General features: G+C 42.7%; 11 protein-coding genes, 19 tRNA genes and 3 rRNA genes. 1 reads left to right on the forward strand and 32 read right to left on the reverse strand.

Features of this window, described 5'->3' with window-relative positions:
* Nucleotides 1-2: 2 nt before the first annotated feature.
* The 31 genes from AXE83_RS08470 to AXE83_RS08620 all read right to left on the reverse strand — a co-directional run bounded on the left by AXE83_RS08470 (nucleotide 3) and on the right by AXE83_RS08620 (nucleotide 12,929).
* A complete protein-coding gene (locus tag AXE83_RS08470) occupies nucleotides 3-452 on the reverse strand; it encodes a MarR family winged helix-turn-helix transcriptional regulator (protein WP_000359847.1) in 450 nt (149 codons plus the stop codon).
* A gap of 133 nt (nucleotides 453-585) precedes the next feature.
* Complete coding sequence (locus AXE83_RS08475) at nucleotides 586-1,290, reverse strand: hypothetical protein (protein WP_060956135.1); 705 nt, start codon at nucleotides 1,288-1,290, stop codon at nucleotides 586-588.
* 152 nt (nucleotides 1,291-1,442) lie between these two features.
* Nucleotides 1,443-2,594, reverse strand: a complete 1,152-nt coding sequence (locus AXE83_RS08480) for a DUF4767 domain-containing protein (protein ID WP_060956136.1) — start codon at nucleotides 2,592-2,594, stop codon at nucleotides 1,443-1,445.
* A 531-nt stretch (nucleotides 2,595-3,125) separates the two neighbouring features.
* Nucleotides 3,126-3,213 (reverse strand) — tRNA-Ser (locus AXE83_RS08485).
* A gap of 6 nt (nucleotides 3,214-3,219) precedes the next feature.
* Nucleotides 3,220-3,293: transfer RNA gene (locus AXE83_RS08490), tRNA-Ile, on the reverse strand.
* Between the two features lie 37 nt (nucleotides 3,294-3,330).
* Nucleotides 3,331-3,401 (reverse strand) — tRNA-Gly (locus AXE83_RS08495).
* Nucleotides 3,402-3,414: 13 nt separating this feature from the next.
* Nucleotides 3,415-3,487: transfer RNA gene (locus AXE83_RS08500), tRNA-Phe, on the reverse strand.
* A gap of 3 nt (nucleotides 3,488-3,490) precedes the next feature.
* Nucleotides 3,491-3,564: transfer RNA gene (locus AXE83_RS08505), tRNA-Met, on the reverse strand.
* A 10-nt stretch (nucleotides 3,565-3,574) separates the two neighbouring features.
* Nucleotides 3,575-3,664 (reverse strand) — tRNA-Ser (locus tag AXE83_RS08510).
* A gap of 10 nt (nucleotides 3,665-3,674) precedes the next feature.
* A tRNA-Ile gene (locus AXE83_RS08515) sits at nucleotides 3,675-3,748 on the reverse strand.
* Between the two features lie 13 nt (nucleotides 3,749-3,761).
* Nucleotides 3,762-3,835 (reverse strand) — tRNA-Met (locus AXE83_RS08520).
* Between the two features lie 5 nt (nucleotides 3,836-3,840).
* A tRNA-Pro gene (locus AXE83_RS08525) sits at nucleotides 3,841-3,914 on the reverse strand.
* Between the two features lie 15 nt (nucleotides 3,915-3,929).
* Nucleotides 3,930-4,003: transfer RNA gene (locus tag AXE83_RS08530), tRNA-Arg, on the reverse strand.
* Nucleotides 4,004-4,011: 8 nt separating this feature from the next.
* Nucleotides 4,012-4,097: transfer RNA gene (locus tag AXE83_RS08535), tRNA-Leu, on the reverse strand.
* A gap of 7 nt (nucleotides 4,098-4,104) precedes the next feature.
* A tRNA-Gly gene (locus tag AXE83_RS08540) sits at nucleotides 4,105-4,176 on the reverse strand.
* Nucleotides 4,177-4,202: 26 nt separating this feature from the next.
* Nucleotides 4,203-4,275, reverse strand: a tRNA-Thr gene (locus tag AXE83_RS08545).
* A gap of 12 nt (nucleotides 4,276-4,287) precedes the next feature.
* Nucleotides 4,288-4,369 (reverse strand) — tRNA-Leu (locus AXE83_RS08550).
* A gap of 5 nt (nucleotides 4,370-4,374) precedes the next feature.
* Nucleotides 4,375-4,447, reverse strand: a tRNA-Lys gene (locus AXE83_RS08555).
* Between the two features lie 24 nt (nucleotides 4,448-4,471).
* Nucleotides 4,472-4,544 (reverse strand) — tRNA-Asp (locus tag AXE83_RS08560).
* Between the two features lie 2 nt (nucleotides 4,545-4,546).
* Nucleotides 4,547-4,619 (reverse strand) — tRNA-Val (locus AXE83_RS08565).
* A gap of 4 nt (nucleotides 4,620-4,623) precedes the next feature.
* Nucleotides 4,624-4,739 (reverse strand): 5S ribosomal RNA (gene rrf / locus AXE83_RS08570).
* Nucleotides 4,740-4,815: 76 nt separating this feature from the next.
* A 23S ribosomal RNA gene (locus AXE83_RS08575) occupies nucleotides 4,816-7,719 on the reverse strand.
* Between the two features lie 124 nt (nucleotides 7,720-7,843).
* Nucleotides 7,844-7,916: transfer RNA gene (locus tag AXE83_RS08580), tRNA-Ala, on the reverse strand.
* Between the two features lie 50 nt (nucleotides 7,917-7,966).
* Nucleotides 7,967-9,513, reverse strand: a 16S ribosomal RNA gene (locus AXE83_RS08585).
* Together the 16S, 23S and 5S rRNA genes with 19 tRNA genes alongside form the textbook arrangement of a ribosomal RNA operon.
* Nucleotides 9,514-9,754: 241 nt before the next feature.
* A tRNA-Glu gene (locus AXE83_RS08590) sits at nucleotides 9,755-9,826 on the reverse strand.
* A 73-nt stretch (nucleotides 9,827-9,899) separates the two neighbouring features.
* Entirely contained in the window at nucleotides 9,900-10,364 is a 465-nt protein-coding gene (locus tag AXE83_RS08595) for a sigma-70 family RNA polymerase sigma factor (protein ID WP_060956137.1), read from the reverse strand.
* A 203-nt stretch (nucleotides 10,365-10,567) separates the two neighbouring features.
* A complete protein-coding gene (gene nusG / locus AXE83_RS08600; RefSeq protein ID WP_045763385.1) occupies nucleotides 10,568-11,104 on the reverse strand; it encodes a transcription termination/antitermination protein NusG in 537 nt (178 codons plus the stop codon).
* 57 nt (nucleotides 11,105-11,161) lie between these two features.
* Nucleotides 11,162-11,338, reverse strand: coding sequence for a preprotein translocase subunit SecE (gene secE / locus AXE83_RS08605; protein ID WP_001211016.1), 177 nt, complete (start codon nucleotides 11,336-11,338; stop codon nucleotides 11,162-11,164).
* Between the two features lie 9 nt (nucleotides 11,339-11,347).
* Nucleotides 11,348-11,500: a 50S ribosomal protein L33 gene (gene rpmG / locus AXE83_RS08610; protein ID WP_001809375.1), complete on the reverse strand. Its 153-nt coding sequence runs from the start codon at nucleotides 11,498-11,500 to the stop codon at nucleotides 11,348-11,350.
* Between the two features lie 231 nt (nucleotides 11,501-11,731).
* Nucleotides 11,732-12,424 (reverse strand): phosphoglycerate mutase, encoded by a 693-nt coding sequence (locus AXE83_RS08615; protein WP_000240128.1) that lies wholly within the window; start codon nucleotides 12,422-12,424, stop codon nucleotides 11,732-11,734.
* A gap of 136 nt (nucleotides 12,425-12,560) precedes the next feature.
* Nucleotides 12,561-12,929, reverse strand: coding sequence for a hypothetical protein (locus tag AXE83_RS08620; RefSeq protein WP_060956138.1), 369 nt, complete (start codon nucleotides 12,927-12,929; stop codon nucleotides 12,561-12,563).
* Nucleotides 12,930-13,403: 474 nt separating this feature from the next.
* Between AXE83_RS08620 and AXE83_RS08625 the strand changes: the two genes are divergently transcribed.
* Entirely contained in the window at nucleotides 13,404-14,702 is a 1,299-nt protein-coding gene (locus tag AXE83_RS08625) for an ISL3 family transposase (RefSeq protein ID WP_083280559.1), read from the forward strand.
* Nucleotides 14,703-14,809: 107 nt separating this feature from the next.
* Here the strand turns inward: AXE83_RS08625 and AXE83_RS08630 are convergent, their stop codons facing one another.
* A complete protein-coding gene (locus tag AXE83_RS08630) occupies nucleotides 14,810-26,422 on the reverse strand; it encodes an Ig-like domain-containing protein (protein WP_060956139.1) in 11,613 nt (3,870 codons plus the stop codon).
* Nucleotides 26,423-26,938 lie beyond the last annotated feature (516 nt).

The raw sequence follows: 26,938 nt of genomic DNA on the forward strand, positions 1-26,938 counted from the left end.
ATTTATTCCTCATTTTCTTTTTTCTTTAGATTAGTGATAATACGCTCTTGATAAGCTTCAAATTCCTGGATTTCTTGATCCGAAAATCCTTGGTAGAAAATTTCACCTAACTCTTTACTGACACGGTCTCCAATTTCTTTTTGCGCCCAACCGAGATCTGTCAAAGAGATATATTTTTTTCTTTTATCCTGTGTACAAGGCTTAATCGCAACCAAACCCTGTTCTTCTAATTTCTTAACCATACTGGTCAGCGTATTGTTTGCAAGACCTGTCGCAAGAGCAATATCAGTTGCGGTAGCACAACCCAACTCTTGCTTCCACAAGATTGTTAAAATTTTTCCCTGCTCACTTCTGTATTGGGCATCTGGTTCCTTGCTCAAGAGTTTTTGAAAGATACGCCCATTCAACAATCGAATCTGTAGAGCTTGGTAGCCCCCTAACATCTTGTCCATTTTGTCTCCTTTACTTCTATATCGAACTTTCTGAATTTATTGTAAGACTTTTCATTACATCTGTCAACTATTTCGATATAGAAATAATAAAAAACTTCCTACCCAAAAGTAGAAAGTCATTATTTTTATAAAATTAAACATGAATCACATCTGAAGCATTCCTCTTAAAGAAACTACTATGGACCAGATAAGGACCATACTTAGAATTTTGACTAGAAACCAAGCATAAAGGAATGATAAAAATTTTTATAAAGTAGAGTAAGCAAAAAAGTAAAAAATAACTAAAACTAAGAGTTTTCAAATCAAGAAAGTAAAGATAACAGACAATTGATGTATTCAATAGAATATTAAATCCCGTAGCAAAACTAGCCGATAAGATATTCGTCTTGATCTGAGAATTAAAGAGTTTGACAAGAAATAAGGCTAATAAAGAAGTGTTAAAGATACAAATCGGTTTATAATTATTACGATAGAAAACTAAACATTTATTGTTATAAAAAACAAGCCCTCTGCTAAAATTACTCGCTTTGTTAATCCAAACATGGGAAACTCCACTGATATCACTCCAAGGAACAAATAAATCTAACCTTCTAATGTATATCCCATCCTGAGTAATATAAAATTTCCAAGGAAAAAGAAAATTAATACCAATGCCAACTAAAATTAATAAAAGAAGGGGATACCCTAACTGTGTTTGATGAAAGTTGAAGACGTAATCAAAGATAGTAACTGTTTGAATTCCTCGCCCAACAATTTGATGAACACCCAAAAAATATAAAATAACTATAAATAGAACAAATCTATAATAAATACTATGAAACTTCACACTTTTTGGCATAGAAATTATTCTCCTGGATTATAGAATCATCATCAAATAATGCTTTACGTTCTTATATAACACTAGTATACCATTAAATACTCAAAGAATATAAAAATGAAAGAAGAGATTTTAAAAAATAGAGCTTGGCCTTGACCAAACTCTTCATTTTTCTACTCTTCCTCAACTAAGCGTTTAAACTCTGCTTGGATCTCTGTATTCTCTGTCGGTTTTAAGTACATAACCCCACCATTTGTTGTTGGAGAATGAAAAACAATCGCTTCCCCAGTATCAGTTATCGAAAAAAAGTAGCTATGCACGTCCGGGTATTTATCCCAGTTACTATAGCGTTCCACAATACGGTACTTAGCAGTTCCTAAACCTGTATCCGTGTATTCGGCATTCATTTTTTCGCTTGGTCCATCTCCAAAGGTATAGAGATTATCTGCACCAACATCCCCTCCTGATATTCCCTTTTCGTAATTAGGTTGACCAAGTCTTTCACCCCACCCTTTTATGAACTCTTCTAATTTAGCAGATTTCCTAGCATTCCAAGGAGCTTTTTGGTCTTCACCCGAAATAGACTTACTACTACTAGAAGTTTCAAATTTCTGCCAATCAAGTTGATTGAAATCTAGCATTTCTGCTTCTGTTTTTCCAAAATCAGAATGCAAACTTTTGTTACCAGGAACACGAATGTCCTGTTCCTGAACTTTACTTGCTGCTTGTTGGCTCGAATTCAGATGATAAAGTACTCCCCTACCTTCACCTGTACCAGATGACCAGCTTAATTCTAAGATGTCTCCACCCTTATAGATATTCATAGAATTTCTAGCACCACCATGCCCTGCAACAAAGCCTTCTGCTAAAAGGACTGGCTTCTCATTCACAAGATAATAAAGACCCGAAATAAAATAATCACCATTAGATTGCTCAACACCAATTAGCAATTCCTCTACACCATCTTTATTAAGATCCGCATAGGCATAGCTAATCTTATCTGATTGAAAAACCGCATTTTCAACTGACCAACTATTGATAGGGCGTTCAGTGCCTTGTAAACTCTTATAGAGATTAGCGATTACATTAAGATCTTTCGGTGTAGATAGGATTTTTTTGTAATCCTCAAAAACTGGCTTGTATAAATCTTTGTAATCTTTCTTAGACTCTCCAGACTTTATCTTGTTACTAGTAGTTGACTGACTAGTTGTAGCAGATAAACTAGTATCATCACTAGAAACATCAGAATTTTGATTACTACAACCAACTGTTAAGAAACTAAATATAAGAATGAACAGACTTCCTACTATACTTCTATTACCCATAAAAATCTCCTCTTGAAATGAATGGTAACCATAGCTTTGCCTACATTATATCAAATATTTTAGAGTTTCGGTAAAATAAAAAAACTTATATATACAAATACTAAGTAAATAAGTTCTATAATTCTTATATTAGATACACCTTCGATAAATACTATAGATCTAAACATAATGTAGGAAAAGCCAATAGGAGCTATAACAAAAAGAGATTAAACCATTATTTAAAGGTAATTTCTAATATAATTATTTTATATTAGAAACTTACAGGAAATTAAAAAAAGAACATTAACACATCGAAAGACTAAAATAGAAATGCAGATAGAAGCTAGGAAAAAGACTACAAAAATCTCTAAAAAACGAATATATTCGATTAGTTTAATAACTTTAAACCTAGAAAGTTCCTAAGTGTGAAACAAAAAGAGTGAAGCATTTTGTTTCACTCCAGATTGTAAGAATTCATCGCCCTACTATAGTTATCAAAGAGCCAAATTTTACAGTCAAAAACACAAAAAAAGAGCTAAAAAGCTCTAATTACGGAGAATAAGGGATTCGAACCCTTGCGCCAGTTACCCGACCTAACGATTTAGCAAACCGTCCTCTTCAGCCTCTTGAGTAATTCTCCTATTAATGGGCACGAGTGGACTCGAACCACCGACCTCACGCTTATCAGGCGTGCGCTCTAACCACCTGAGCTACGCGCCCAAGTTTTAAAAACTTGGTAAATGAACTATATGTTCAAAGCGGGTGACGAGAATCGAACTCGCGACAACAGCTTGGAAGGCTGTAGTTTTACCACTAAACTACACCCGCATAAAAACAAATATGGCGCGAGACGGAATCGAACCGCCGACACATGGAGCTTCAATCCATTGCTCTACCAACTGAGCTACCGAGCCTTATTGCGGGAGCAGGATTTGAACCTACGACCTTCGGGTTATGAGCCCGACGAGCTACCGAGCTGCTCCATCCCGCGTTAATAATAAAGGAGGATGTGGGATTCGAACCCACGCACGCTTTTACACGCCTGACGGTTTTCAAGACCGTTCCCTTCAGCCGGACTTGGGTAATCCTCCATAGTATTAATGGACCTTGTAGGACTTGAACCTACGACCACTCGGTTATGAGCCGAGAGCTCTAACCAGCTGAGCTAAAGGTCCAACAAGATCATTATAGCGGCGAAGGGGATCGAACCCCCGACCTCCCGGGTATGAACCGGACGCTCTAGCCAGCTGAGCTACACCGCCATCAATCGGGAAGACAGGATTCGAACCTGCGACACCTTGGTCCCAAACCAAGTACTCTACCAAGCTGAGCTACTTCCCGAGTTAAATAGAAAAATGCACCCTAGAGGAGTCGAACCTCTAACCGCCTGATTCGTAGTCAGGTACTCTATCCAGTTGAGCTAAGGGTGCTCTTTATATGCCGAGGACCGGGATCGAACCGGTACGATCGTTACCAATCGCAGGATTTTAAGTCCTGTGCGTCTGCCAGTTCCGCCACCCCGGCCTCTCTAAGCGAACGACGGGATTCGAACCCGCGACCCCCACCTTGGCAAGGTGGTGTTCTACCACTGAACTACGTTCGCATCGACCTCTTGGTTATATTAAAAAATGCCGGCTACATGACTTGAACACGCGACCCTCTGATTACAAATCAGATGCTCTACCAACTGAGCTAAGCCGGCTTATTTCTATTATGCGGGTTAAGGGACTTGAACCCCCACGCCGTTAAGCGCCAGATCCTAAATCTGGTGCGTCTGCCAATTCCGCCAAACCCGCAATGATGACCCGTACTGGGCTCGAACCAGTGACCCATTGATTAAAAGTCAATTGCTCTACCAACTGAGCTAACGAGTCTAAAATAACTTTCGTTATCTTAAACGGTCCCGACGGGAATCGAACCCGCGATCTTCGCCGTGACAGGGCGACGTGATAACCGCTACACTACGGGACCTATGGGAGTTAACGGGATCGAACCGCTGACCCTCTGCTTGTAAGGCAGATGCTCTCCCAGCTGAGCTAAACTCCCTTTAGCTAAGCGACTTCCTTATCTCACAGGGGGCAACCCCCAACTACTTCCGGCGTTCTAGGGCTTAACTTCTGTGTTCGGCATGGGTACAGGTGTATCTCCTAGGCTATCGTCACTTAACTTTGAGTAATACCTACTCAAAATTGAATATCTATCAAATTTCAAGAAAACCTTCGCTTTCGTATTCTCAGTTACTTTGGATAAGTCCTCGAGCTATTAGTATTAGTCCGCTACATGTGTCGCCACACTTCCACTTCTAACCTATCTACCTGATCATCTCTCAGGGCTCTTACTGATATAAAATCATGGGAAATCTCATCTTGAGGTGGGTTTCACACTTAGATGCTTTCAGCGTTTATCCCTTCCCTACATAGCTACCCAGCGATGCCTTTGGCAAGACAACTGGTACACCAGCGGTAAGTCCACTCTGGTCCTCTCGTACTAGGAGCAGATCCTCTCAAATTTCCTACGCCCGCGACGGATAGGGACCGAACTGTCTCACGACGTTCTGAACCCAGCTCGCGTGCCGCTTTAATGGGCGAACAGCCCAACCCTTGGGACCGACTACAGCCCCAGGATGCGACGAGCCGACATCGAGGTGCCAAACCTCCCCGTCGATGTGAACTCTTGGGGGAGATAAGCCTGTTATCCCCAGGGTAGCTTTTATCCGTTGAGCGATGGCCCTTCCATACGGAACCACCGGATCACTAAGCCCGACTTTCGTCCCTGCTCGAGTTGTAGCTCTCGCAGTCAAGCTCCCTTATACCTTTACACTCTGCGAATGATTTCCAACCATTCTGAGGGAACCTTTGGGCGCCTCCGTTACCTTTTAGGAGGCGACCGCCCCAGTCAAACTGCCCGTCAGACACTGTCTCCGATAGGGATCACCTATCTGGGTTAGAGTGGCCATAACACAAGGGTAGTATCCCAACAGCGTCTCCTTCGAAACTGGCGTCCCGATCTCTTAGACTCCTACCTATCCTGTACATGTGGTACAGACACTCAATATCAAACTGCAGTAAAGCTCCATGGGGTCTTTCCGTCCTGTCGCGGGTAACCTGCATCTTCACAGGTACTAAAATTTCACCGAGTCTCTCGTTGAGACAGTGCCCAAATCATTACGCCTTTCGTGCGGGTCGGAACTTACCCGACAAGGAATTTCGCTACCTTAGGACCGTTATAGTTACGGCCGCCGTTTACTGGGGCTTCAATTCATACCTTCGCGTTACCGCTAAGCACTCCTCTTAACCTTCCAGCACCGGGCAGGCGTCACCCCCTATACATCATCTTACGATTTAGCAGAGAGCTGTGTTTTTGATAAACAGTTGCTTGGGCCTATTCACTGCGGCTGACTTAAAGTCAGCACCCCTTCTCCCGAAGTTACGGGGTCATTTTGCCGAGTTCCTTAACGAGAGTTCTCTCGCTCACCTGAGGCTACTCGCCTCGACTACCTGTGTCGGTTTGCGGTACGGGTAGAGTATGTTTAAACGCTAGAAGCTTTTCTTGGCAGTGTGACGTCACTAACTTCGCTACTAAACTTCGCTCCCCATCACAGCTCAATGTTATAGAACTAAGCATTTAACTCAATTCACACCTCACTGCTTAGACAGACACTTCCAATCGTCTGCTTTAGTTAGCCTACTGCGTCCCTCCATCACTACATACTCTAGTACAGGAATCTCAACCTGTTGTCCATCGGATACACCTTTCGGTCTCTCCTTAGGTCCCGACTAACCCAGGGCGGACGAGCCTTCCCCTGGAAACCTTAGTCTTACGGTGGACAGGATTCTCACCTGTCTTTCGCTACTCATACCGGCATTCTCACTTCTATGCGTTCCAGCACTCCTCACGGTACACCTTCTTCACACATAGAACGCTCTCCTACCATACCTATAAAGGTATCCACAGCTTCGGTAAATTGTTTTAGCCCCGGTACATTTTCGGCGCAGGGTCACTCGACTAGTGAGCTATTACGCACTCTTTGAATGAATAGCTGCTTCTAAGCTAACATCCTAGTTGTCTGTGCAACCCCACATCCTTTTCCACTTAACAATTATTTTGGGACCTTAGCTGGTGGTCTGGGCTGTTTCCCTTTCGACTACGGATCTTAGCACTCGCAGTCTGACTGCCGACCATAATTCATTGGCATTCGGAGTTTATCTGAGATTGGTAATCCGGGATGGACCCCTCACCCAAACAGTGCTCTACCTCCAAGAATCTCTAATGTCGACGCTAGCCCTAAAGCTATTTCGGAGAGAACCAGCTATCTCCAAGTTCGTTTGGAATTTCTCCGCTACCCACAAGTCATCCAAGCACTTTTCAACGTGCCCTGGTTCGGTCCTCCAGTGCGTCTTACCGCACCTTCAACCTGCTCATGGGTAGGTCACATGGTTTCGGGTCTACGACATAATACTAAAGCGCCCTTTTCAGACTCGGTTTCCCTACGGCTCCGTCTCTTCAACTTAACCTCGCATCATATCGTAACTCGCCGGTTCATTCTACAAAAGGCACGCTCTCACCCATTAACGGGCTCGAACTTGTTGTAGGCACACGGTTTCAGGTTCTATTTCACTCCCCTCCCGGGGTGCTTTTCACCTTTCCCTCACGGTACTGGTTCACTATCGGTCACTAGGGAGTATTTAGGGTTGGGAGATGGTCCTCCCAGATTCCGACGGGATTTCACGTGTCCCGCCGTACTCAGGATACTGCTAGGTACAAAGACTATTTTAAATACGAGGCTATCACTCTCTTTGGCTGATTTTCCCAAACCATTCTTCTATAGTCTTTGAGTCCACATTGCAGTCCTACAACCCCGAAGAGTAAACTCTTCGGTTTGCCCTCCTGCCGTTTCGCTCGCCGCTACTAAGGCAATCGCTTTTGCTTTCTCTTCCTGCAGCTACTTAGATGTTTCAGTTCACTGCGTCTTCCTCCTCACATCCTTAACAGATGCGGGTAACAGGTAGTACCTGTTGGGTTCCCCCATTCGGAAATCCCTGGATCATCGCTTACTTACAGCTACCCAAGGCATATCGTCGTTTGTCACGTCCTTCTTCGGCTCCTAGTGCCAAGGCATCCACCGTGCGCCCTTATTAACTTAACCTTATTTTCTGACCTTTCAGTCATAAACTCTTATTAATACTACAGCGTTTTCGGTTTATTTTCTTGTTACTATTTGATATAGATATTCAATTTTCAATGTGCATTACTTGGTGATCTCTCACCAATGGAGCCTAGCGGGATCGAACCGCTGACCTCCTGCGTGCAAAGCAGGCGCTCTCCCAGCTGAGCTAAGGCCCCACAAGACCTCTCAAGACTAAACAAGACCAATGTGCATTCCTTATCCTTAGAAAGGAGGTGATCCAGCCGCACCTTCCGATACGGCTACCTTGTTACGACTTCACCCCAATCATCTATCCCACCTTAGGCGGCTGGCTCCTAAAAGGTTACCTCACCGACTTCGGGTGTTACAAACTCTCGTGGTGTGACGGGCGGTGTGTACAAGGCCCGGGAACGTATTCACCGCGGCGTGCTGATCCGCGATTACTAGCGATTCCGACTTCATGTAGGCGAGTTGCAGCCTACAATCCGAACTGAGACTGGCTTTAAGAGATTAGCTTGCCGTCACCGACTTGCGACTCGTTGTACCAGCCATTGTAGCACGTGTGTAGCCCAGGTCATAAGGGGCATGATGATTTGACGTCATCCCCACCTTCCTCCGGTTTATTACCGGCAGTCTCGCTAGAGTGCCCAACTAAATGATGGCAACTAACAATAGGGGTTGCGCTCGTTGCGGGACTTAACCCAACATCTCACGACACGAGCTGACGACAACCATGCACCACCTGTCACCTCTGTCCCGAAGGAAAACTCTATCTCTAGAGCGGTCAGAGGGATGTCAAGACCTGGTAAGGTTCTTCGCGTTGCTTCGAATTAAACCACATGCTCCACCGCTTGTGCGGGCCCCCGTCAATTCCTTTGAGTTTCAACCTTGCGGTCGTACTCCCCAGGCGGAGTGCTTAATGCGTTAGCTACGGCACTAAACCCCGGAAAGGGTCTAACACCTAGCACTCATCGTTTACGGCGTGGACTACCAGGGTATCTAATCCTGTTTGCTCCCCACGCTTTCGAGCCTCAGCGTCAGTTACAAGCCAGAGAGCCGCTTTCGCCACCGGTGTTCCTCCATATATCTACGCATTTCACCGCTACACATGGAATTCCACTCTCCCCTCTTGCACTCAAGTTAAACAGTTTCCAAAGCGTACTATGGTTAAGCCACAGCCTTTAACTTCAGACTTATCTAACCGCCTGCGCTCGCTTTACGCCCAATAAATCCGGACAACGCTCGGGACCTACGTATTACCGCGGCTGCTGGCACGTAGTTAGCCGTCCCTTTCTGGTAAGATACCGTCACAGTGTGAACTTTCCACTCTCACACTCGTTCTTCTCTTACAACAGAGCTTTACGATCCGAAAACCTTCTTCACTCACGCGGCGTTGCTCGGTCAGACTTCCGTCCATTGCCGAAGATTCCCTACTGCTGCCTCCCGTAGGAGTCTGGGCCGTGTCTCAGTCCCAGTGTGGCCGATCACCCTCTCAGGTCGGCTATGTATCGTCGCCTTGGTGAGCCGTTACCTCACCAACTAGCTAATACAACGCAGGTCCATCTGGTAGTGATGCAATTGCACCTTTCAAGCAGATATCATGCAATATCTACTGTTATGCGGTATTAGCTATCGTTTCCAATAGTTATCCCCCGCTACCAGGCAGGTTACCTACGCGTTACTCACCCGTTCGCAACTCATCCGGAGAAGCAAGCTCCTCCTTCAGCGTTCTACTTGCATGTATTAGGCACGCCGCCAGCGTTCGTCCTGAGCCAGGATCAAACTCTCATTAAAAGTTTGAGTTCTCACTCATTTCTGTCACTGACAGATTTATTGTTTTTTCATTGTTCAGTACTACAACCTTAGTTGTAGTGCCCTGCACATTGGTTCGTCTTGTTCAGTTTTCAAAGGTCTTTGTTACTCACTTCTCTCAAGTGACAACTATATTAGTATATCACAGCCGCTTTCGCTTGTCAACACTTTTTTGAAACTTTTTTTAATTTTTTTCATCTAGTGTTTCATCTGCTTCATACTATAGTCCGTACGGGATTCGAACCCGTGTTACCGCCGTGAAAAGGCGGTGTCTTAACCCCTTGACCAACGGACCGGAGTTGTTATTTTCAACTCTTACTATTATACCGACTTTTCGTACTTTGTCAACACCTTTTTTTAATTTTTTTTTAGAAGTCTTGTAATGTTTCCTTCAGTTCTCTTAGAAGGGCTTTGCGGCCTTTAAATCGTTCGTCTGCCCAGAGTCGTTCGTAGGCTTCTTGTTTATCTTCTGGTAACTTTCTTCTATAAGTATTCAACAATTCATGAAGGGCGTAGTAATCATCCAACCACAATCCTCCTTCTGGTAGGCGATGGCTAATCTCTCCTACTTCTTCATAGGCCATTCGGTCTAGGCGACGCTTTTGACTCTCTTGTTTTCTGACGCTATCAAGGATTCGATTGCGAAATTTTGTTTTGAAGTAGACGTAGAGTTTCTTTTCCTCTTCCACTAGTTCTGGATGCTTTTCTAGAAGTTCATGGAGACAGATCATGCCTTCTTGGTCCCAATCCTCTTTCTCCCACAGGTGGAGATAGTAGTCTTTTCTACATTTATGAACAATTCCTTTTACCTTTGCATAATACTTCTCAAGCATTTGCTTTCCCCCTTTCTCTGCTTGTAGTATAGCAGAGAAAGGGGGAAAGAGGGGCTTTGGTTTCTGTCTTGTGTTTTTTCAAGTCCAAAGTGTATCAGGAAGTATGAATACTGACATGTGAGAGTAAAAAAAGACAACTGTTTTCTCTACAGTTGTCTTTGTTTTGTAGTTTTAATTGACGAAATTTCCAAAAAAATGTCCGATTAAAGTTCTGCAATCTGGTTAAGATTTACTTCTGCAACTGTATCGTTACCAAACATTGAGATAATCATCTTGACTTTGTTGTTATCAATTTCTGTGATCTTACCTGTGTAATCTGCGAAAGCACCGTCAATAATACGAACAGTTTGACCAACTTCAACATCAATATCAAATTCTTGGACAGTTTGACCCATAGAAACTAAAATATCGCGAATTTCTTGTTCCAAAAGTGGAGTTGGTTTTGATCTATTTCCGTGTGAACCTACGAATCCTGTTACATTTGGTGTGTTACGCACCACAAACCATGCTTCGTCGGTCATAACCATTTCTACAAGAACATACCCTGGAAAGCGATTTTCTTCGATTTCTTTTTTCTTTCCATTTTTTTCTACTTGCACTGTTTGTGTAGGAATTTCAACACGTAGAATATTTTCTAGCATATTGTATGTTTGTGCACGTTGCAATAGATTTTCTTTTACTTTATTTTCGTAGCCAGAATAAGTTTGTAGCACAAACCATCCTTTATCAAAACTATCCATGTTTTTTCCTTTCCTAACTGAAGAATTTTAGCGACTAGATCTTTTTCTTAGCTTATGTTAAAAAATATTAATAAAACGAATCAATCCGCTAACAATCAATTGGTCAAAAATATAAATCATCACTACAAAGAAAGCAGTGTATTCCATGATAGATTTAAAATCTAACCAACTTTCCTTGCGAGTCGGCCAAGTTGTTTCTTTAAGAAGTTTAAAAATGTCCTTAATAAAACGCATCGTTTTCTCCTATCTCGTTTCTCGGTGTGTGGTGTACTTGCCACAGTGTTTACAAAATTTATTTACTTCTAAGCGTGTTGGTTTTGGATTTCCACTAATCTTAATCGAATAGTTTCTAGAACCACAAACCGCACAGGCTAGACTTGCTTTTTTAAGTGCCATAACGCCTCCATCTTACCTATTATAACAAGAATCCTCTGCTTTGACAAGCTTAATTGTTTTTGAATTCTTAAATCTTGAACGGTAACTTCTCAAAGTAACATCCACTTGTACTAACGGTAAAACTTAGTTTGGGAATTCAGCCTTCCAAAATCTCAGCTCAAGTTTTCTTCTACCTCAGACTGTATGTTTCGAAAATCAAAAACCTAGGAATCATCCTAGGCTTTATGATGTTTATTTTCCAAGGTAGTATTCAGAAACTACGTTCAATTTTTCGTCAAATTCGAATACCAATGGTGGGAAGTTAGGGATTTCTACGTCCATGATTTCGTCGTCTGACAATTGTTTGATGTGTTTTACAAGAGCGCGGATTGAGTTACCGTGTGCTCCTACGAATACGTTTTTACCATCTTTAAGAGCTGGAGCGATTTTATCTTCCCAGAATGGAAGGGCACGTTCCAAAGTCACTTTCAAGTTTTCAGCATCTGGGATAACTGAGTCGTCAAGTGAAGCATAACGACGGTCTGTGTGAGCTGAGTGCTCATCATCGCGATCCATTGCTGGAGGCAATACATCGTATGAACGACGCCAGATGTGAACTTGTTCATCACCAAATTGTTCAGCTGCTTCAGCTTTGTTTTTACCAGTCAAACCACCGTAGTGACGTTCGTTCAAGCGCCATGATTTTTCAACCGGAACCCACAATTGGTCAGATGCTTCAAGAGCCAAGTTAGTTGTTTTGATTGCGCGTTTCAATACTGAAGTATAAGCTTGGTCAAATTCGATACCAGCTTCTTTGATCAATTTACCAGCGTCAATCGCTTGTTGTGTTCCTTTTTCAGACAAATCAACATCAGCCCAACCAGTGAAAAGGTTAGCTTTGTTCCATTCAGACTCACCGTGGCGAGCAAAAACCAATTTTACCATTTGATGGATACTCCTTTTATTTTCCGAGGTTTCCCTCGTTTATCTATTCTATTTTACACAATTTTTCACAAAAAAGCTAGTCAAAATCAATCAAAAAAGAGAAGAGACTTCTTGACTCTTCCCTTTATGTATAGAACTATCCTTCAATTTGGAAATGTTTTAAGCTCGACAAGTATAGCGCTCCACCAATGATGAGGATTATTCCACCGATCCATCCCAAGAATGGAATCAATGCTACTCCCGATCCAACGATAAACAAGATAGACGGCGCAAGTGAGATACGTTTGTCATCCTTATAATAGACAAGAGTGAGAATTCCTAGGATAAGAGTTGCAATTTTTACTAAAGTAAAAACAAGGAAAACAATTCCCAAAACAAATCCAGCAAAATCTTCATTTTCAGAAATAGCTGCAATCATAACTATAATGACTGGTAAGATTGCTAAAACTGCTCCTGCAATGATTCCAATAATTCCATCAACTTGTGCAAGTGTTTTTGTCTTCATAACTGTCTCCTCAAAATGTTATACAATCGTTATTTTACCATATTTTAGTTTTTATTTAAAGTTTTTACCAACCTAGTATAGAATGATGAACCGCGATTGATGATTCCTTTACTGGCTCTCTATACGAATCAAACTAGTAATATTTAAAGTGTAATAGTTCTATTTTTTTACTTATTATTTTACATTTATAGCATATAGCACACCATATTCCTCCATGAGGTTATCTGAGGTTTAGTATTAGTTTCCCTGTACTATTTCTTACTCAGATTTAATTTAGCGCTCTTGATTGTTTCTGATAGAACTATACAACTAGTATTAATAAATTGTTGACTAATTTACATACAGCAATTTTGGCTCTATAATTTCTATAGTGGGTAAAACCACCGTAGGAATTATGGAGCCTATTTTGTTGTAGAAAAAAAGCCTCATAAGAACTATAATGAAAGCACCACACAATACATTAGGGAGTTACTTATGAGACCTATTAAGAATACCACAGAATTACTTGAAATAAAAGACCCAAATATAAAGATTTTCTTTGTTTTTAAAACAATAACTCACTTAGAGATACGTGCTAAACTCGATTATCCTGTTCCTTTATGCCCTCATTGTAAAGGCAAGATGATCAAATATGACTTTCAAAAAACTTCGAAAATTCCTTTACTAGAACATGCTGGATACCCATCATTACTTCGGCTCAAGAAACGCCGTTTCCAATGCAAAAATTGTCATAAGGTTCTTGTGGCTGAGACTCCTATTGTAAAGAAAAATTGCCAAATTTCGAACCTGGTTAGACAAAAAGTGGCCCAACTTCTTACTGAAAAAATTTCCTTAACAGATATCGCTAGAAGACTTTCTATTTCTACTTCAACTGTCTACCGAAAATTGGATCAATTCACCTTTGAGGAAAATTTTGATAAATTACCCACTGTAATGTCATGGGATGAGTTGGGTTTTAGAAATGGACAACTAACCTTTATTGTACAAAATTATGAAACAAACGAACTACTTACAATCCTAGATAATCGCCGACAAACTTCTATTCGGAATTACTTCTTGAAGTACCCTCTTAAAGTTCGCAAGCAAGTGAGGTATATTACTATGGATATATCTGGTGCTTATATTCCATTAGCTAGAAGACTTTTTCCTAATGCTAAAATCGTTCTTGACCGATTCCATATTATCCAACATCTCGGCAGAGCTTTTTTAAGAACGCGCATTGATAGGATGAATCAATTTGATAAAAAGTCGCTCCCTTATCGCTCTTTGAAGAACCATTGGCGTATCTTCCAGAAGGATAGTCGTAAACTTTCTCTGCAACCTTTCTATTCCAAGACATTCCGTCAAACACTAATACCAAGAGAAATAGTCGAGAAAACACTTTGCTATTCTCATGAACTTTCACATCACTACAATCTTTATCAACTCCTCTTATTTCATTTTCAAGAAAAGAATAAAAGGCTGTTTTTTGAACTGATTGAGGAGAACATGAACACTGTTAATTCTTATTTTCAAACTGTATTTAGAACTTTTATGAAACATAAGAATTACATTGACAATGCTTTAGAAGAACCTTATTCAAATGCAAAGCTTGAAGCAACTGACAAGCTGATCAAAGACATTAAACGTCAAGGATTTGGTTTTAGAAACTTCTTAAACTTTAAGAAGCGTGTTTTCATATCCCTTAACATCAACAAATATTATCCTTTCTCGTTGTTAAAATTTTTGTCACCCACTACAGTTGACAAAGAGCCCTTTTTTGCTGCCCTATAGTGACTAGCTTCCAAAAGATCAAAAAAACCGTAAGAATTTCTTCTTACGGTTTTTCTGGCAATCTCATAGAATCAAGATTCTTAGATTTGCTTTATTTGAGTAATGGCTTACTCTTCTTCCTTACGTTTTTTAGAGATAAGGAGTCCTCCTGTCACCGCTGCAAGAAGTGCTAGTCCAAGTGAAGCGTTAGATTGTTTAGTACCAGTGTTTGGCAATTCTTTCACTCCTGCTTTCTTAGCTGGCGCTTGAGCAGATGACTCTTTAGTTGCTTCCTTAACAACTTTATTAGCTGCAATTGTTGCTACTGATCCGTCCGCAAAGGTTACAACTACTGATCCGTCATTGTTAACCTTAACATCTGTCGCAGTTGGGTTAACTTTCTTAACTTCTTCAGCTACTTTAGCTTTTTCTGCGTCTGTCAAGTTGCTTGGATCTACTACTGGAGTAAGAACTGGTACTTTAGCATTATCAGCATCTTTACCACCTACATTAACTTTACTTACTGTTACTGTTGTTGTAACTGATGTATTTCCTGCTTCGTCTGTTGTTGTTACAGAAACTGTATCTCCAGCATTCAAACCATTAACTGGAATACTGAATTTACCATCTTTATCTGCTTTCGCTGATACTTTAGTTCCATCTGGTAGAGTAACTTCTACTGTTGAACCTGCTTCGGCTGTACCTGTGATTGCTGTATCACCAGCTTTAACTGGGTTCACAACTGGTGCTGCTGGAGCTGTGATATCAGCTTGAGTAACTGTCTTATCACCTGTAAGTGTTGCTGTTGAGCCATCTGGGAACGTTACTTTCGTTGTTCCGTCTTGACCTACTTCTGCTTTAGATCCTGGGTTCGCTGCTTCTACGGCTTCTTTAACTTTAGCTTTTTCTGCATCAGTCAAGTTTGCTGTGTCTTTAACTGGTGTCTTAGTTGATGGAGCTTTAATACTGTCAGCATCGGCTTTTGCTACAGTTGCAGTTGTCGCATCTGATGTGTTACCTGCGTCATCTGTCGCTGTTACAGATACTGTTTTACCTTCTTCCAAACCGCTAACTGGGACACTGAAGTTGCCATCTTGATCAGCTGTTGCTGTTGCTTTTGTTCCGTTTGGAAGGGTTACTTCTACTGTTGAACCTGCTTCGGCTGTACCGGTTACTGCTGTGTCACCTGCATTAACTGGGTTCACAACTGGGGCATCTGGAGCTGTCTTATCATCAGCTTTCGCTACAGTTGCTGTAGTTGGAGTTGATGTATTGTTTGAAGCGTCTTTCGCTGTAACAGAGACTGTTTGACCTTCTTCCAAGCCACTTACTGGAACGCTGAAGTTGCCATCTTGGTCAGCTGTTGCTGATGCTTTAGTGCCATCTGGAAGGGTTACTTCTACTGTTGAACCTGCTTCGGCTGTACCGGTTACTGCTGTGTCACCTGCTTTAACTGGGTTCACAACTGGGGCATCTGGAGCTGTCTTATCATCAGCTTTCGCTACAGTTGCTGTAGTTGGAGTTGATGTATTGTTTGAAGCGTCTTTCGCTGTAACAGAGACTGTTTGACCTTCTTCCAAGCCACTTACTGGAACGCTGAAGTTGCCATCTTGGTCAGCTGTTGCTGAGGCTTTAGTGCCATCTGGAAGGGTTACTTCTACTGTTGAACCTGCTTCGGCTGTACCGGTTACTGCTGTGTCACCTGCTTTAACTGGGTTCACAACTGGTGCATCTGGAGCTGTCTTATCATCAGCTTTCGCTACAGTTGCTGTAGTTGGAGTTGATGTATTGTTTGAAGCGTCTTTCGCTGTAACAGAGACGGTTTGACCTTCTTCCAAGCCACTTACTGGAACGCTGAAGTTGCCATCTTGGTCAGCTGTTGCTGATGCTTTAGTGCCATCTGGAAGGGTTACTTCTACTGTTGAACCTGCTTCAGCTGTACCTGTGACTGCTGTGTCACCTGCTTTAACTGGGTTCACAACTGGTGCATCTGGTGCTGTCTTATCATCAGCTTTCGCTACAGTTGCTGTAGTTGGAGTTGATGTATTGTTTGAAGCGTCTTTCGCTGTAACAGAGACTGTTTGACCTTCTTCCAAGCCACTTACTGGAACGCTGAAGTTACCATCTTGGTCAGCTGTTGCTGATGCTTTAGTGCCATCTGGAAGGGTTACTTCTACTGTTGAACCTGCTTCGGCTGTACCGGTTACTGCTGTGTCACCTGCCTTAACTGGGTTCACAACTGGAGCTGCTGGTGCTTCTTTGTCATCGGCTTTCGCTACAGTTGCTGTAGTTGGAGTTGATGTATTGTTTGAAGCGTCTTTCGCTGTAACAGAGACTGTTTGACCTTCTTCCAAGCCGCTAACTGGAACGCTGAAGTTACCATCTTGGTCAGCTGTTGCTGAGGCTTTAGTGCCATCTGGAAGAGTTACTTCTACTGTTGAACCTGCTTCGGCTGTACCGGTTACTGCTGTGTCACCTGCCTTAACTGGGTTCACAACTGGAGCTGCTGGTGCTTCTTTGTCATCGGCTTTCGCTACAGTTGCTGTAGTTGGAGTTGATGTATTGTTTGAAGCGTCTTTCGCTGTAACAGAGACTGTTTGACCTTCTTCCAAGCCGCTAACTGGAACGCTGAAGTTACCATCTTGGTCAGCTGTTGCTGATGCTTTAGTGCCATCTGGAAGGGTTACTTCTACTGTTGATCCTGCTTCAGCTGTACCGGTTACGGCTGTGTCACCTGCTTTAACTGGGTTCACAACTGGTGCATCTGGAGCTGTCTTATCATCAGCTTTCGCTACAGTTGCTGTAGTTGGAGTTGATGTATTGTTTGAAGCGTCTTTCGCTGTAACAGAGACTGTTTGACCTTCTTCCAAGCCGCTAACTGGAACGCTGAAGTTACCATCTTGGTCAGCTGTTGCTGAGGCTTTAGTGCCATCTGGAAGAGTTACTTCTACTGTTGAACCTGCTTCGGCTGTACCGGTTACTGCTGTGTCACCAGCCTTAACTGGGTTCACAACTGGTGCATCTGGTGCTGTCTTATCATCAGCTTTCGCTACAGTTGCTGTAGTTGGAGTTGATGTATTGTTTGAAGCGTCTTTCGCTGTAACAGAGACGGTTTGACCTTCTTCCAAGCCGCTAACTGGAACGCTGAAGTTACCATCTTGATCAGCTGTTGCTGATGCTTTAGTGCCATCTGGAAGGGTTACTTCTACTGTTGATCCTGCTTCAGCTGTACCGGTTACGGCTGTGTCACCTGCTTTAACTGGGTTCACAACTGGTGCATCTGGAGCTGTCTTATCATCAGCTTTCGCTACAGTTGCTGTAGTTGGAGTTGATGTATTGTTTGAAGCGTCTTTCGCTGTAACAGAGACTGTTTGACCTTCTTCCAAGCCGCTAACTGGAACGCTGAAGTTACCATCTTGGTCAGCTGTTGCTGATGCTTTAGTGCCATCTGGAAGGGTTACTTCTACTGTTGATCCTGCTTCAGCTGTACCGGTTACGGCTGTGTCACCTGCTTTAACTGGGTTCACAACTGGTGCATCTGGAGCTGTCTTATCATCAGCTTCCTTAACAGTCTTATCGCCTGGAAGGCTTGCTGTTGATCCATCTGGGAACGTTACGGTTGCTGAACCATCGTTTCCTACTTCAACCTTAGTTGCTGTTGGGTTAGCGTCTTCTACTGCTTTCTTAACGGCATCTTTTTCTGGTTGAGTTAAGGCTGATGTGTTTTGAACTGGTGTCTTAGCAGCTGGTTCTTGAACACCTTTAGAATCTGCTTCCTTAACAGTCTTATCGCCTGTAAGAGTTGCTGTTGATCCATCTGGGAACGTTACGGTTGCTGATCCATCGTTTCCTACTTCAACCTTAGTTGCTGTTGGGTTAGCGTCTTCTACTGCTTTCTTAACGGCATCTTTTTCTGGTTGAGTTAAGGCTGATGTGTTTTGAACTGGTGTCTTAGCTGCTGGGTCTTGAACACCTTTAGAATCTGCTTCCTTAACAGTCTTAGCGCCTGGAAGGGTTGCTGTTGTTCCATCTGGGAACGTTACGGTTGCTGATCCATCGTTTCCTACTTCAACCTTAGTTGCTGTTGGGTTCGCGTCTTCTACTGCTTTCTTAACGGCATCTTTTTCTGGTTGAGTTAAGGCTGATGTGTTTTGAACTGGTGTCTTAGCTGCTGGGTCTTGAACACCCTTAGAATCTGCTTCCTTAACAGTCTTAGCGCCTGGAAGGGTTGCTGTTGTTCCATCTGGGAACGTTACGGTTGCTGATCCATCGTTTCCTACTTCAACCTTAGTTGCTGTTGGGTTCGCGTCTTCTACTGCTTTCTTAACGGCATCTTTTTCTGGTTGAGTTAAGGCTGATGTGTTTTGAACTGGTGTCTTAGCTGCTGGGTCTTGAACACCTTTAGAATCTGCTTCCTTAACAGTCTTAGCGCCTGGAAGGGTTGCTGTTGTTCCATCTGGGAACGTTACGGTTGCTGATCCATCGTTTCCTACTTCAACCTTAGTTGCTGTTGGGTTCGCGTCTTCTACTGCTTTCTTAACGGCATCTTTTTCTGGTTGAGTTAAGGCTGATGTGTTTTGAACTGGTGTCTTAGCTGCTGGGTCTTGAACACCTTTAGAATCTGCTTCCTTAACAGTCTTAGCGCCTGGAAGGGTTGCTGTTGTTCCATCTGGGAACGTTACGGTTGCTGATCCATCGTTTCCTACTTCAACCTTAGTTGCTGTTGGGTTCGCGTCTTCTACTGCTTTCTTAACGGCATCTTTTTCTGGTTGAGTTAAGGCTGATGTGTTTTGAACTGGTGTCTTAGCAGCTGGTTCTTGAACACCTTTAGAATCTGCTTCCTTAACAGTCTTATCGCCTGGAAGGGTTGCTGTTGTTCCATCTGGGAACGTTACGGTTGCTGATCCATCGTTTCCTACTTCAACCTTAGTTGCTGTTGGGTTCGCGTCTTCTACTGCTTTCTTAACGGCATCTTTTTCTGGTTGAGTTAAGGCTGATGTGTTTTGAACTGGTGTCTTAGCTGCTGGGTCTTGAACACCTTTAGAATCTGCTTCCTTAACAGTCTTAGCGCCTGGAAGGGTTGCTGTTGTTCCATCTGGGAACGTTACGGTTGCTGATCCATCGTTTCCTACTTCAACCTTAGTTGCTGTTGGGTTCGCGTCTTCTACTGCTTTCTTAACAGCATCTTTTTCTGGTTGAGTTAAGGCTGATGTGTTTTGAACTGGTGTCTTAGCTGCTGGGTCTTGAACACCTTTAGAATCTGCTTCCTTAACAGTCTTAGCGCCTGGAAGGGTTGCTGTTGTTCCATCTGGGAACGTTACGGTTGCTGATCCATCGTTTCCTACTTCAACCTTAGTTGCTGTTGGGTTCGCGTCTTCTACTGCTTTCTTAACGGCATCTTTTTCTGGTTGAGTTAAGGCTGATGTGTTTTGAACTGGTGTCTTAGCTGCTGGGTCTTGAACACCTTTAGAATCTGCTTCCTTAACAGTCTTAGCGCCTGGAAGGGTTGCTGTTGTTCCATCTGGGAACGTTACGGTTGCTGAACCATCGTTTCCTACTTCAACCTTAGTTGCTGTTGGGTTCGCGTCTTCTACTGCTTTCTTAACGGCATCTTTTTCTGGTTGAGTTAAGGCTGATGTGTTTTGAACTGGTGTCTTAGCTGCTGGGTCTTGAACACCTTTAGAATCTGCTTCCTTAACAGTCTTAGCGCCTGGAAGGGTTGCTGTTGTTCCATCTGGGAACGTTACGGTTGCTGATCCATCGTTTCCTACTTCAACCTTAGTTGCTGTTGGGTTCGCGTCTTCTACTGCTTTCTTAACGGCATCTTTTTCTGGTTGAGTTAAGGCTGATGTGTTTTGAACTGGTGTCTTAGCTGCTGGGTCTTGAACACCTTTAGAATCTGCTTCCTTAACAGTCTTAGCGCCTGGAAGGGTTGCTGTTGTTCCATCTGGGAACGTTACGGTTGCTGATCCATCGTTTCCTACTTCAACCTTAGTTGCTGTTGGGTTCGCGTCTTCTACTGCTTTCTTAACGGCATCTTTTTCTGGTTGAGTTAAGGCTGATGTGTTTTGAACTGGTGTCTTAGCTGCTGGGTCTTGAACACCTTTAGAATCTGCTTCCTTAACAGTCTTAGCGCCTGGAAGGGTTGCTGTTGTTCCATCTGGGAACGTTACGGTTGCTGATCCATCGTTTCCTACTTCAACCTTAGTTGCTGTTGGGTTCGCGTCTTCTACTGCTTTCTTAACGGCATCTTTTTCTGGTTGAGTTAAGGCTGATGTGTTTTGAACTGGTGTCTTAGCTGCTGGGTCTTGAACACCTTTAGAATCTGCTTCCTTAACAGTCTTAGCGCCTGGAAGGGTTGCTGTTGTTCCATCTGGGAACGTTACGGTTGCTGAACCATCGTTTCCTACTTCAACCTTAGTTGCTGTTGGGTTCGCGTCTTCTACTGCTTTCTTAACGGCATCTTTTTCTGGTTGAGTTAAGGCTGATGTGTTTTGAACTGGTGTCTTAGCTGCTGGGTCTTGAACACCTTTAGAATCTGCTTCCTTAACAGTCTTAGCGCCTGGAAGGGTTGCTGTTGTTCCATCTGGGAACGTTACGGTTGCTGATCCATCGTTTCCTACTTCAACCTTAGTTGCTGTTGGGTTCGCGTCTTCTACTGCTTTCTTAACGGCATCTTTTTCTGGTTGAGTTAAGGCTGATGTGTTTTGAACTGGTGTCTTAGCTGCTGGGTCTTGAACACCCTTAGAATCTGCTTCCTTAACAGTCTTAGCGCCTGGAAGGGTTGCTGTTGTTCCATCTGGGAACGTTACGGTTGCTGATCCATCGTTTCCTACTTCAACCTTAGTTGCTGTTGGGTTCGCGTCTTCTACTGCTTTCTTAACGGCATCTTTTTCTGGTTGAGTTAAGGCTGATGTGTTTTGAACTGGTGTCTTAGCTGCTGGGTCTTGAACACCTTTAGAATCTGCTTCCTTAACAGTCTTAGCGCCTGGAAGGGTTGCTGTTGTTCCATCTGGGAACGTTACGGTTGCTGATCCATCGTTTCCTACTTCAACCTTAGTTGCTGTTGGGTTCGCGTCTTCTACTGCTTTCTTAACGGCATCTTTTTCTGGTTGAGTTAAGGCTGATGTGTTTTGAACTGGTGTCTTAGCTGCTGGGTCTTGAACACCTTTAGAATCTGCTTCCTTAACAGTCTTAGCGCCTGGAAGGGTTGCTGTTGTTCCATCTGGGAACGTTACGGTTGCTGATCCATCGTTTCCTACTTCAACCTTAGTTGCTGTTGGGTTCGCGTCTTCTACTGCTTTCTTAACAGCATCTTTTTCTGGTTGAGTTAAGGCTGATGTGTTTTGAACTGGTGTCTTAGCTGCTGGGTCTTGAACACCTTTAGAATCTGCTTCCTTAACAGTCTTAGCGCCTGGAAGGGTTGCTGTTGTTCCATCTGGGAACGTTACGGTTGCTGATCCATCGTTTCCTACTTCAACCTTAGTTGCTGTTGGGTTCGCGTCTTCTACTGCTTTCTTAACGGCATCTTTTTCTGGTTGAGTTAAGGCTGATGTGTTTTGAACTGGTGTCTTAGCTGCTGGGTCTTGAACACCTTTAGAATCTGCTTCCTTAACAGTCTTAGCGCCTGGAAGGGTTGCTGTTGTTCCATCTGGGAACGTTACGGTTGCTGATCCATCGTTTCCTACTTCAACCTTAGTTGCTGTTGGGTTCGCGTCTTCTACTGCTTTCTTAACGGCATCTTTTTCTGGTTGAGTTAAGGCTGATGTGTTTTGAACTGGTGTCTTAGCTGCTGGGTCTTGAACACCCTTAGAATCTGCTTCCTTAACAGTCTTAGCGCCTGGAAGGGTTGCTGTTGTTCCATCTGGGAACGTTACGGTTGCTGATCCATCGTTTCCTACTTCAACCTTAGTTGCTGTTGGGTTCGCGTCTTCTACTGCTTTCTTAACGGCATCTTTTTCTGGTTGAGTTAAGGCTGATGTGTTTTGAACTGGTGTCTTAGCTGCTGGGTCTTGAACACCTTTAGAATCTGCTTCCTTAACAGTCTTAGCGCCTGGAAGGGTTGCTGTTGTTCCATCTGGGAACGTTACGGTTGCTGATCCATCGTTTCCTACTTCAACCTTAGTTGCTGTTGGGTTCGCGTCTTCTACTGCTTTCTTAACGGCATCTTTTTCTGGTTGAGTTAAGGCTGATGTGTTTTGAACTGGTGTCTTAGCTGCTGGGTCTTGAACACCTTTAGAATCTGCTTCCTTAACAGTCTTAGCGCCTGGAAGGGTTGCTGTTGTTCCATCTGGGAACGTTACGGTTGCTGATCCATCGTTTCCTACTTCAACCTTAGTTGCTGTTGGGTTCGCGTCTTCTACTGCTTTCTTAACAGCATCTTTTTCTGGTTGAGTTAAGGCTGATGTGTTTTGAACTGGTGTCTTAGCTGCTGGGTCTTGAACACCTTTAGAATCTGCTTCCTTAACAGTCTTAGCGCCTGGAAGGGTTGCTGTTGTTCCATCTGGGAACGTTACGGTTGCTGATCCATCGTTTCCTACTTCAACCTTAGTTGCTGTTGGGTTCGCGTCTTCTACTGCTTTCTTAACGGCATCTTTTTCTGGTTGAGTTAAGGCTGATGTGTTTTGAACTGGTGTCTTAGCTGCTGGGTCTTGAACACCTTTAGAATCTGCTTCCTTAACAGTCTTAGCGCCTGGAAGGGTTGCTGTTGTTCCATCTGGGAACGTTACGGTTGCTGATCCATCGTTTCCTACTTCAACCTTAGTTGCTGTTGGGTTCGCTGTTTCTACTGCTTTCTTAACAGCATCTTTTTCTGGTTGAGTTAAGGCTGATGTGTTTTGAACTGGTGTCTTAGCTGCTGGGTCTTGAACACCTTTAGAATCTGCTTCCTTAACAGTCTTAGCGCCTGGAAGGGTTGCTGTTGTTCCATCTGGGAACGTTACAGTTGCTGATCCATCGTTTCCTACTACTACTGTTGTTGCTTTTGGATTTGCTGCTTTTATCGCTGCTTCCACCGCTTGTTTTTCTGCTGTAGTTAACGCTGTTAAGTTTTTAACTGGCGTTTTTGTTGTTGGCGCTTTGATTCCGTTTGCGTCTGCCGCTTTTACTGTTTGTGCTCCTGTTAACGGTGCTGTTGTGCCATCTTGGAATGTTACTGTCGCTGATCCATCATTTCCTACTACTACTGTTGTTGCTTTTGGATTTGCTGCTTTTATCGCTGCTTCCACCGCTTGTTTTTCTGCTGTAGTTAACGCTGTTAAGTTTTTAACTGGCGTTTTTGTTGTTGGCGCTTTGATTCCGTTTGCATCTGCCGCTTTTACTGTTTGTGCTCCTGTTAACGGTGCTGTTGTGCCATCTTGGAATGTTACTGTCGCTGATCCGTCATTTCCTACTACTACTGTTGTTGCTTTTGGATTTGCTGCTTTTATCGCTGCTTCCACCGCTTGTTTTTCTGCTGTAGTTAACGCTGTTAAGTTTTTAACTGGCGTTTTTGTTGTTGGCGCTTTGATTCCGTTTGCGTCTGCCGCTTTTACTGTTTGTGCTCCTGTTAACGGTGCTGTTGTGCCATCTTGGAATGTTACTGTCGCTGATCCATCATTTCCTACTACTACTGTTGTTGCTTTTGGATTTGCTGCTTTTATCGCTGCTTCCACCGCTTGTTTTTCTGCTGTAGTTAACGCTGTTAAGTTTTTAACTGGCGTTTTTGTTGTTGGCGCTTTGATTCCGTTTGCGTCTGCCGCTTTTACTGTTTGTGCTCCTGTTAACGGTGCTGTTGTGCCATCTTGGAATGTTACTGTCGCTGATCCATCATTTCCTACTACTACTGTTGTTGCTTTTGGATTTGCTGCTTTTATCGCTGCTTCCACCGCTTGTTTTTCTGCTGTAGTCAACGCTGTTAAGTTTTTAACTGGCGTTTTTGTTGTTGGTGCTTGGATTCCACTTGATTGTGAAGCTTTAACAGTTTTATTTCCTGGGATAGTTCCAGAAGCCCCTCCAGGATACGACACTGTTGTTGTTCCGTCTGCTCCTACTGTCGCTTCTGCTCCTGGATTTGCTGCTTCTACCGCTGCTTTTACCTTAGTTTTTTCATCTGCAGTTAGATTAGTTATATTATTTACTGGTGTTAATGCTGGTTCCTTGATGTCAGGAGCAAATACATATTTTAATAGTTGTCCACCTTTTCTTAATGTAACTGTATTAGTAGCCGCATTGTAGGTTTCAGCTTTATCTTTATTTACATCTTTAAGCGTATAACCTTTTGCTTTGAGGGCATTAATTGTTTTTTGTAATGAATTTATATTATTTAGATTCACTACTTGGTTTTCATCACCTGGAACCGCTGTGTTTGTTGCCAACTCGTTTCCTTGTTCATCAACATATTTCACGTGAACGATTTGGGGCGCAGTAAATTCAAATCTTTCAATTTGTACACGTTGTAGGTTTGTAGCACCACCTGTACTGGCTGCAAATGATAAAGCATAAAGAGCATTAGATTTTGATAGCTCTGTTCTTGCATTTGGTGAAATTTTACCATTTGTTCTCGTTATATTTGTCGACCATGTTTGATTACCATAGGTTACTGTAAACTGCTTTGAATCACCTTTATATTCTATCTTAAAATCTACCCATTGACCGTTTGGAGCCGGAGTTAGAGCTTTTGCATCTGAAATATTATCTACTTTACCTCCAGCATTTGATGAGTAAAATGCACCAAAGGCATTGTTTATGTCACCATATCGTGGGTCTTTAATTGAATTATCCTTAGCAGCTGGGTTGCTTGTGTTGTGATATGAGTCCAGTTTGAAACCGAAGGCATTTTTGATAGTTCCCATACCAACGGAAGCACCATTTTGACCTAGTTTATCAACATTACCTGTGTGGAAGACAAAACCGACACCGTCCCCACCAACACGACCATCTACAGGATGTCCCTCATATTTATTACCGATATCGATTTTGCCAGTAAATGTGAAATCCTCATTCGAATCGATTTTGAATCGAAGGTAAGCATTACCAGCTTGATCTCGAGCATCTTCAGTTAACCGAATTGTCCCTGTACTTTCATCATAACTTGCTGTTCCACCTTCTTGGAAGAAACTTTCAAAGTTTTCTTTAGTAACTACCGCTCTTTGCAGGTTGTTTTCATCCACTGAGCGAACTGATCCTTCAGAAGTCGCACGTTTGTTTCTTACTTTAGGAGTTTCTGAAGAATCTGTAGTTTCTTCAGATGCTGCTTCAGTTGTTGTTTCAACTGTTGCTTCAGTAACTTCCTTCACACTTGCCACTGCTTGAGTCAAACGTTCAACACTTTGGTTTACTTGTTCTTGGCTTGCTGAACCGTTCGCAACTAATGCTTCTGCTTCTGCAATTGCAGCTGTTACTTCAGCTTTAACCGAAGCTTCTTGAGCATCCAAGTTTTTAGCTTTTGCCTGTGCCAAAACAGCTTCTAGTTGAGACTTGTCAACAGAAACTGCAGTTGTTGCTGAATTTGCTTCTACTGTTTCAGTCGCAACCGGGCTAGTTGCTGCTGGTGCCGCATAGGTAGGCGCCTCTGCAGTAGGTTCAACTTGTGTTGTTGAAGTTGTAACTTCTGCCTTCGCTTCTGCGGTGTCAGCATGAACCGTTGGAGTCGCTAAAGTTGCTCCAACTGCAAATACAAGCGAACAACCAAACAGGAAATGTTTTCCTTTTTTGATCATCCGCCAGTTCTTCTGTTCCGCATTTTTACGGTTAAAATACATCACGTATCTCCTTTTTTATTTTTGTAATATTGTATTTCACATACAGAGCAATTATAACTTATTCGCTTTCAATATTCAAATTATTTGTTTTATTTTTTAAAAAAGGTCTATTTTATATAAATACATATGCTTGGTATCCTTTTCAACCTATAAATACAAGTATTTTTGATGTGAAAATAAGATTGATTAGTCCTGAAAAACATTGAAAATAGTGATTTTTTGTCAATTTTTATTTTATGCGTTTTTTAAAAACTTATTTTTGTTTTATTTGTGATTGTTTACATATTTTTTACAAAAAGGATTTATATCAGATCTAAAAACATTTTAGTTTCTATTTTCTAAAATAAGAGAGTATTCACTCCATAAAAAAGGCGGTGGGACAGAAATTGATAGACCAAAGTCTCGATTTCGTAGTCCCAGCCCCGCGAGGATGATTAGAAGCTTTTTGGAGTCCAAAAGACGAACAAAAAGTTCAATCAGCTACCGCGTCAAAGTTTGATTCCTAATAAAAAATGA

It is taken from the genome of Streptococcus sp. oral taxon 431, from assembly GCF_001553685.1.
GTDB lineage: Bacteria > Bacillota > Bacilli > Lactobacillales > Streptococcaceae > Streptococcus.